The following is a 6,918-nucleotide window of genomic DNA, read 5'->3' as shown; positions in this document are numbered from 1 at the left end:
TGTGGCATGGTGTCTATCCTTCCAGGCTTGCCTGTGAACAAGCCAGATCAGATGTCACCAAACCTTGCATCAGTCCCCAAGGCAGCCGGTGATGATGCTGAGGTCGCGGGCGAAACGTCGATTCGCACTCCACGCCACGACCAGTGCGAGCAGCATCGGACCATATCCGAAGGCTCGGACCTGCGGAAACGTCGTCCCCAAGCCGAAGAGGACGACGGCAGAGAGAGCCAGCAGTGCCGCCGCGGCGGCTTCCCAGGACATCAGGCCATGGCGCGCGTCGTTCGCGGTGTCTGCATGATCGGTGTCCACGATGGACACTGTAGACGAGGAGCGCTCGACCGGCGATGAGTCCACGCGATGTGACGCGTAGGATCGAAGCGAAGGAAGGACAGCAGTGGATCCAGAGGACTATTCCGAGCTCATCGCCCACCTCGCCCCCGTACCCCGTACGGAGGTCGTGTCCGTGCATGCGGCGATCGGGCGCAGAATCGGCACCGAGGTGGTCGCCACGAGATCCGTGCCCGCCTTTCCCACCTCGGCGATGGACGGATTCGCCCTCGACGAGGCGGCCCTGACCGCTGCCGGCAACGGTGCGGCGATCACCGTCGTCGGAGACACTCCCGCCGGCCACGCGGCGGCCCCGCTGCACCCGGGCTCGGCGGTGCGTGTCATGACCGGTGCCCCGGTGCCGGCCGGCTCCGAGGCGGTCGTGCCCGTCGAGCTCACCGATGCGGAGCAGACGGGCCCGGCTCCGAGCACGATCCGTATCGCCTCCCTGCCCGAAACCGCTTCCGAGGGGTGGAACATCCGTTCGGTGGGGGAGGACATCTGTGCCGGCGAAGTGGTTCTGTCCGCCGGCGAGCGCCTCACCTCCGCCGGAGTCGGCACGCTCGTCATGCTCGGCATCGATGAGATCGAGGTGCTCGCACCCGCGCGCATCGGTCTGGTCGTCACCGGAGACGAACTGCGGACGCACGAGGCACAGACTCCGTCGGACGAACCCGATGCGCCAGGGGACGATGCCGTGGTCGCAACTGCCGCGACCGATCCGACGATCCTCAATTCGAACCTGCCGATGCTCGCTGCCGCACTGCGTGCGACCGGCGCCGATGTCCGCGAAGCGATCTGCGACGACGACCCGAGCCAGCTGCTGAGTGTGCTCACCGATATGGATGGCGCAGTCGACCTCGTCCTCACCACCGGCGGCGTCAGCGCCGGCGCCTACGAAGTCGTGCGGCAGGCCCTCGAAGGCAACTGCTCGTCCTTCGACCGTGTGGGCATGAGACCGGGATCCCCGCAGGGCTATGGGCGCTTCGCCGGGCTGCCGCTCCTGCACTTTCCCGGCACTCCGCAGGGAGCGTTCCTCGCTTTCCATCTCTTCGCGCGATCGCTGCTGACCGGCCGCACCCTGCGCACGAGGTGGAAGAAGGGGCTCTGCGCCGGTCCCGCGATCAGCCGACACAGCAGGGCTGTGCTGCTGCGTCCCGGTGCGTTCACGGCCGCGGGGGCGATACAGGTGGAACCTCGGTCCCGTCTGCGCGACTTCGCCGCCGCCGAAGCCATCGTTCGGGTATCCCCAGGCACGGACGAGCTCACAGCGGGAACCGTCATCGACTACCTCGACTGCTGAAGCGGCGCATCTCGGCCGGACTAGGATGGGAGACATGTCAGAATCTCGCCTCGACCCCGCCCACCGGGAGCGCTATGCCCGTCAGATCCGTCTGGCCGGTTTCGGCGAGTCCGCGCAGGCCGCTCTGCTTGAGTCGCATGCACTCGTCATCGGCGCAGGCGGTCTCGGCGCACCGGTGCTCAGCTACCTCGCGGCCGTCGGCATCGGAACGATCTCCGTTATCGACCCGGATATCGTCGAACTGAGCAACCTCCACCGTCAGGTCATCCATTCCGAGGCGGCCATCGGCGGCCGGAAGATCGATTCCGCCAGGCAGCGCATGAGCGGCATCAACTCCTCGGTCGAGATCCGCACCCATCCGATCCTGCTGACCGCCGACAACGCACTCGACCTCTTCGCCGATGTCGACATCGTCATCGATGGCAGCGACAACTTCGCGACGCGGTATCTGGCCAATGATGCCTGCGAGATCCTGGGCATTCCCCTCGTCTGGGGAACGATCCTCGGCTTCGACGGTCAGGTCGCCGTCTTCGATGCCCGCGGCGGGGTCACGCTGCGTGATCTCTACCCCGAGGTGCCGGCTCCGGGCTCCGTGCCCGACTGCGCCGTCGCCGGCGTCCTCGGGCCCCTGTGCGGCAGCATCGGTTCGGCCATGGCGATGGAGACGATCAAGGTGCTCACCGGCATCGGCACTCCACTGACCGATGCGGTCGCCGTCCACAGCAGCCTCGACGCCGGGTGGGAGAGGATTCCGGTCTCACCGATCCCTGGCAGGAAACCGGTCACGGACCTGCAGCAGCACCGTGCCGATTACGCGCAGCACTCATTCGGAGCAGCGGCGGCGGAGACGAACGGCGAGGAGGCTGATCGGACCGAACTCGGACCGCCCGCCTTGAACTGGTCGGAGCTGAGCGCTGAGGCGACTGTCGTCGATATCAGGGACGATGAGGAGATCAGCGCGGGGATGGCGGCCGGTGCGATCCACATGCCGATGGACGAGCTGCTGGCCGATCCGGGCAGACTGCCGAGAGCGCACGCCTCCGCAGCCGAGTCTGGGGCGGAGGCCGGTGTCGCGCTCTACTGCCGCTCGGGCATCCGTTCGGCCAAGGCCGCCGCGCAGCTGCGGGGACAGGGCATCGCGGTCGCCTCGATCAACGGCGGCTACCTCGCCTATCTCTCGCAGCCGGCGAATCGGAGCGTGTGATTCGACCTCAGCCGCCGGCGAACGGCGGAAGGACGTCGACGGTGTCTCCGTCGGCAAGAGGAGCGGTTCTGTCAGTCGCGGCCACGGAGTTGACGAGGAAGCTCGAGCGCGAGAGCACGGTCGCCGCCTGCGGGTCGGACGCCTCGGCGAGGGTGGAGACGAGTTCGTCGACGGAGCCGGCACTGATATGGGACTCGCGGGCGCCGAATGCCTCACGGGCAGCGGCGAAGAACCGAACGGTGATGGTGGGCACTTATCCTCCGATGGCGCTCATGGGACGTTGGGGCTGCTGGAACTCGTCGGTGCCCATGCCGTGACCGGCGAGCTTCTTCCAATGCGCACCTTTCCACAGGTTCGCGATCGCCTCGTCATCGGCGCCGTCGCGCATGGCGGTGAGCAGGTCGACCTCGGTGTGGGAGAACAGGCAGGTGCGGATCCGACCCTCCGCCGTCAGGCGAGTGCGGGTGCAATCGGCGCAGAAGGGACGGGTCACCGAGGCGATGATGCCGACATCGCCGAGGACGGTGGCGGGATCGCTGCGATCGGCGACGAGGAACTTCTCCGCCGGGGCACCGTTTCGAGGGGCCGAATCAGGGGTGAGCACGAAACGAGGCTCGAGCAGAGCGAAGACATCGGCAGCGGTGATCATCGAGCTGCGGTCCCAGGAATGCCCGGCGTCGAGGGGCATCTGCTCGATGAACCGCAGGCTCAGCCCCTGCTCGAGGCACCACTGCAGCAGATCGGGCGCCTGCGAGTCGTTGACGCCGGGCAGGAGGACCGCGTTGATCTTCACTGGGTCGAGGCCCGCGGCCTTCGCCCCGTCGATGCCTGCGAGCACCCGGTGGAGGAAGGGGCGCCTGGCCATGGTCTCGAAGGTCTCGGGGTCGATGGTGTCGAGCGAGACATTGATGCGATCCAGCCCGGCCTGCTTGAGACCGGCAGCGCGTTTGTCGAGGCCGATCGCGTTCGTCGTCAGCGCGATGTTCGGTCGCGGTTCCAGGGCGGCGACCCCGGCGATGATCTCATTGATGTCCTTGCGTGTCAGAGGCTCACCGCCGGTGAATCGCACCTGATCGACCCCGAACTTCTCGACGGCGATGCGGACGAAGCGCACGATCTCGTCCCCGGTCATCGCAGCATCGCGCGACATGAACTCGACGCCTTCAGCGGGCATGCAGTACGTGCAGCGCAGATTGCAGAAATCGGTGAGGGAGATGCGCAGGTCCCGGGCGCGTCGACCGAATGTGTCCAGAAGCGAGTCCTCGTTGTGCGCGGTGAAGGCTTCGCCCGGGTCGACCGTCGGAGTTCTCAGCACCGGCATCGGCAGACCGATCGTCGACATTTCGTCATCCTCCTCGAAAAGCGTGTGGATATCATCGTCCCATGACTACAGCGAAGATGCACCGGGTGCGCGTATTCGAGACGATCGCTCCACTGATCGAAACGGAGACGCTGCCGCTGAGCGCGCTCCTCGACTCCCCGCGGCGGCTCATCGCCGATGTGGACTCGCCGATCGATGTTCCCGGCTTCGACAACTCGAGCATGGACGGCTATGCCCTGGCCGCGGCGACGCTGGACGCGCTCGAGGCGGAATCTCCCATGCACGCGTCGCGGCCGAACACGCCGGCCCAGCCCGCATCTCCGAATCCGTCGGAACCGCAGAGCCGCGCAGAAGGCGTCCGGCAGCTCGGGGCCGTGCCGGTGGTCGGGCGGGTCGCAGCCGGGGCCCGCGGGACGAGGGTGGCTCCGGGCACGGCCGTCGAGATCATGACCGGAGCCCCTCTCCCGTCGGGCACCGACACGGTCATCAGGATCGAGGACACCTCACCCGGGGTCTTCGGCTCGGAGTCCATCACCGTCGGGTTTCCGGACGGCAAGAAGCCTCGGCCCGGAACCTTCGTGCGTCCCCGCGGCAGCGATGTGCGGTCGGGACAGACCGTGCTGAGCGCAGGAACGATGCTCACACCTGCCCACCTCGGCGTGGCCGCGGCCTGCGGAGTGAACGAACTCAGCGTGCGATCCCTTCCGCGTGTGCTCGTCGTGAGCACTGGAGACGAGATCGCCGCCGAGGCGGCCGCCGGGATCAACGATGCGAACTCCGTGACCCTGTCGGCGGGTCTCCGTCGCCTCGGTGTGGACACGGAGGTCGCCTTCGTCCCCGATGATCCGCAGCAGCTGCTCGACCGCGTGCGGGGGAGCGCCGCCGATCTCGTCATCTCCACCGGTGGGATCTCCAAAGGCGCACACGAAGTCGTCAGGCTCGCCGCCGAACTCGATGCGGGCTCGTCGATGGTCTTCGAACCGATCGCCATGCAGCCCGGCGGGCCGCAGGGGTGCGGACGTCTGGCCGATCACGCCTGGGTGGCGCTGCCGGGCAACCCGGTGAGCACGCTCATCAGCTTCGAGATGTTCATCCGACCCGCACTGCTCGGTCTGGTCGGCCAGGAGCCGCCTCGCGACGTCGAATACCACCGACTGGCTCACGGCTTCGATGAGGAGCCGCCGCAGGGCAAGCTGCAGATCCGACGCGGACGGGTGGGACCGAGCGGGCTCGAATTCGTCGGCGGCTCCCGCTCCCACCTGCTCCACAATTACGCCGAGGCCACTCATCTCGTGTTCATCGCCGATGGCGACCCGGATCCTGAGGACCCGTTCGCCGCCGATGGGGATAGGCTGAAGACGTGGAAGATCAGATGAAACTCTCGCACGTCGACGAGACCGGAACCGCCCAGATGGTCGACGTCGGCGACAAGGACGTGACGAAACGCCGGGCGGTGGCGAGCGGGCTCATCACCACTCGTGCCGATGTCATCGACATGATCGCCGAGGCGGGCCTACCCAAGGGCGATGCCCTGCCCGTGGCGCGCATCGCCGCCGTGATGGGGGCCAAACGCACGAGCGACCTGATTCCGCTGTGCCACCAGCTTCCGCTGACCGGAATCGACGTCGACTTCGAACTGGGCGCAGACTCGGTGCGCATCACTGGCGCAGTGAAGACGGTGTCGAAGACGGGCGTCGAAATGGAGGCCCTGACGGCCGTGGCCACGGCGGCGCTGACGATCTTCGACATGATCAAGGCCGTGGACAACCAGGCCGTGATCGGCGACATCAAAGTCATCGAGAAATCCGGCGGCCGCAGCGGAGATTGGACCCGAAAGGCATGAGCGTCATCACCACCGGAGTCGTGGAGACCCCGATCTCGACCGCGGCCCTCGAACCCGACGTCCTCACCGACACCTGCGGGGCCGTCGTCAGCTTCTCCGGGGTCATCCGCGACCACGACGGAGGACGGGGAGTGCAGCGGCTGCTCTACGAGGCCCACCCGCTGGCCGTCGATCAGATCGCCGAGGTGGCCGCCGACATCGCCTCGCGCCATCCCGAAGTGCGGCTGTCGGTCGTCCACCGCGTCGGGGAACTCGAGATCGGCGACGTGGCACTGGCCGCCGTCGTCGCCTCGGCGCACCGGCGGGATTCCTTCCTCGCATGCTCCGAGCTCATCGACGAGGTCAAGGCCCGAGTCGCGATCTGGAAGCATCAGCACTTCACCGACGGCTCCGACGAGTGGGTGGGTGCCCTGGAATGAGTCGGCTGCGCATCAGCGACGCCGCCCGGTTCCTCGGCGTCAGCGACGATACGGTCCGCCGCTGGGTCAGTGACGGACGGCTGACCTCGCACAAGGACTCCTCGAACCGCGCCGTGGTCGAAGGTCGGGAGCTGGCGGCCCTCGCGCAGTCGTCCGCCGGCTCGCTGCCCGACCCCAGCGGTGTCGTGAGTTCGGCACGCAACCGGTTCGCCGGCCTCGTCACCGACGTCGTCGTCGACGGGGTCATGGCGCAGGTGAGCATGCAGTGCGGGCCTCTGCGTGTGGTGTCCCTGATATCGGCCGAAGCCTGCCGGCAGCTCGAACTCGAGCCCGGGACGTTGGCGACCGCCTCGGTGAAGGCGACGATGGTGTCGATCGACACCATGCGCGAAGGCTGAGAAGCTCCCGGTTCGAACGCCTTCTGCAGGATTGACGGCAAGGTTCGCATTCGCGCACCCGAACAAGCATCCAACGCTCAGATCTGCCGTGAAAGTCGACATT

Annotated in this window: 9 protein-coding genes; 6 read left to right on the top strand and 3 right to left on the bottom strand. The window is 67.3% G+C overall.

Annotation, left to right across the window (positions count from 1 at the left end; all coding sequences use genetic code 11):
• Nucleotides 1-69: 69 nt before the first annotated feature.
• The gene (locus tag IIE29_RS15220; protein WP_209326142.1) at nt 70-309 is read right to left on the bottom strand and encodes a hypothetical protein; all 240 of its coding nucleotides are present in this window, start codon (nt 307-309) and stop codon (nt 70-72) included.
• An 85-nt stretch (nt 310-394) separates the two neighbouring features.
• Here IIE29_RS15220 and IIE29_RS17175 point away from each other — a divergent pair, with 85 nt between their 5' ends.
• Together IIE29_RS17175 and IIE29_RS15210 are read left to right on the top strand one after the other, a co-directional pair.
• Nucleotides 395-1,630 (top strand): molybdopterin molybdotransferase MoeA, encoded by a 1,236-nt coding sequence (locus tag IIE29_RS17175; RefSeq protein ID WP_209326141.1) that lies wholly within the window; start codon nt 395-397, stop codon nt 1,628-1,630.
• 34 nt (nt 1,631-1,664) lie between these two features.
• Entirely contained in the window at nt 1,665-2,834 is a 1,170-nt protein-coding gene (locus IIE29_RS15210; RefSeq protein WP_209326140.1) for a ThiF family adenylyltransferase, read from the top strand.
• A gap of 7 nt (nt 2,835-2,841) precedes the next feature.
• On the opposite strand, the gene IIE29_RS15205 is transcribed toward IIE29_RS15210, so the two are convergent.
• Nucleotides 2,842-3,087, bottom strand: a complete 246-nt coding sequence (locus tag IIE29_RS15205) for a MoaD/ThiS family protein (RefSeq protein ID WP_209326139.1) — start codon at nt 3,085-3,087, stop codon at nt 2,842-2,844.
• Nucleotides 3,088-4,176 (bottom strand): GTP 3',8-cyclase MoaA, encoded by a 1,089-nt coding sequence (gene moaA, locus IIE29_RS15200; protein ID WP_209326138.1) that lies wholly within the window; start codon nt 4,174-4,176, stop codon nt 3,088-3,090.
• Nucleotides 4,177-4,217: 41 nt separating this feature from the next.
• Here moaA and IIE29_RS15195 point away from each other — a divergent pair, with 41 nt between their 5' ends.
• Genes IIE29_RS15195 through IIE29_RS15180 form a run of 4 tightly spaced genes read left to right on the top strand, consistent with a single transcriptional unit; the run spans nt 4,218 to nt 6,815 of the window.
• Complete coding sequence (locus tag IIE29_RS15195) at nt 4,218-5,531, top strand: molybdopterin molybdotransferase MoeA (RefSeq protein WP_246475976.1); 1,314 nt, start codon at nt 4,218-4,220, stop codon at nt 5,529-5,531.
• Nucleotides 5,528-5,998: a cyclic pyranopterin monophosphate synthase MoaC gene (moaC, locus tag IIE29_RS15190; protein WP_209326154.1), complete on the top strand. Its 471-nt coding sequence runs from the start codon at nt 5,528-5,530 to the stop codon at nt 5,996-5,998. The genes IIE29_RS15195 and moaC overlap by 4 nt, the downstream gene beginning before the upstream one ends.
• Nucleotides 5,995-6,417 (top strand): molybdenum cofactor biosynthesis protein MoaE, encoded by a 423-nt coding sequence (locus tag IIE29_RS15185; RefSeq protein ID WP_209326137.1) that lies wholly within the window; start codon nt 5,995-5,997, stop codon nt 6,415-6,417. Before moaC ends, IIE29_RS15185 begins: the two co-directional genes overlap by 4 nt.
• Entirely contained in the window at nt 6,414-6,815 is a 402-nt protein-coding gene (locus IIE29_RS15180) for a TOBE domain-containing protein (RefSeq protein WP_209326136.1), read from the top strand. Before IIE29_RS15185 ends, IIE29_RS15180 begins: the two co-directional genes overlap by 4 nt.
• The last annotated feature ends 103 nt before the right edge of the window (nt 6,816-6,918 follow it).

It is taken from the genome of Brevibacterium renqingii (genome assembly GCF_017808095.1).
Classification (GTDB): domain Bacteria; phylum Actinomycetota; class Actinomycetes; order Actinomycetales; family Brevibacteriaceae; genus Brevibacterium; species Brevibacterium renqingii.
This window is presented reverse-complemented; position numbering and strand designations above follow the sequence as displayed.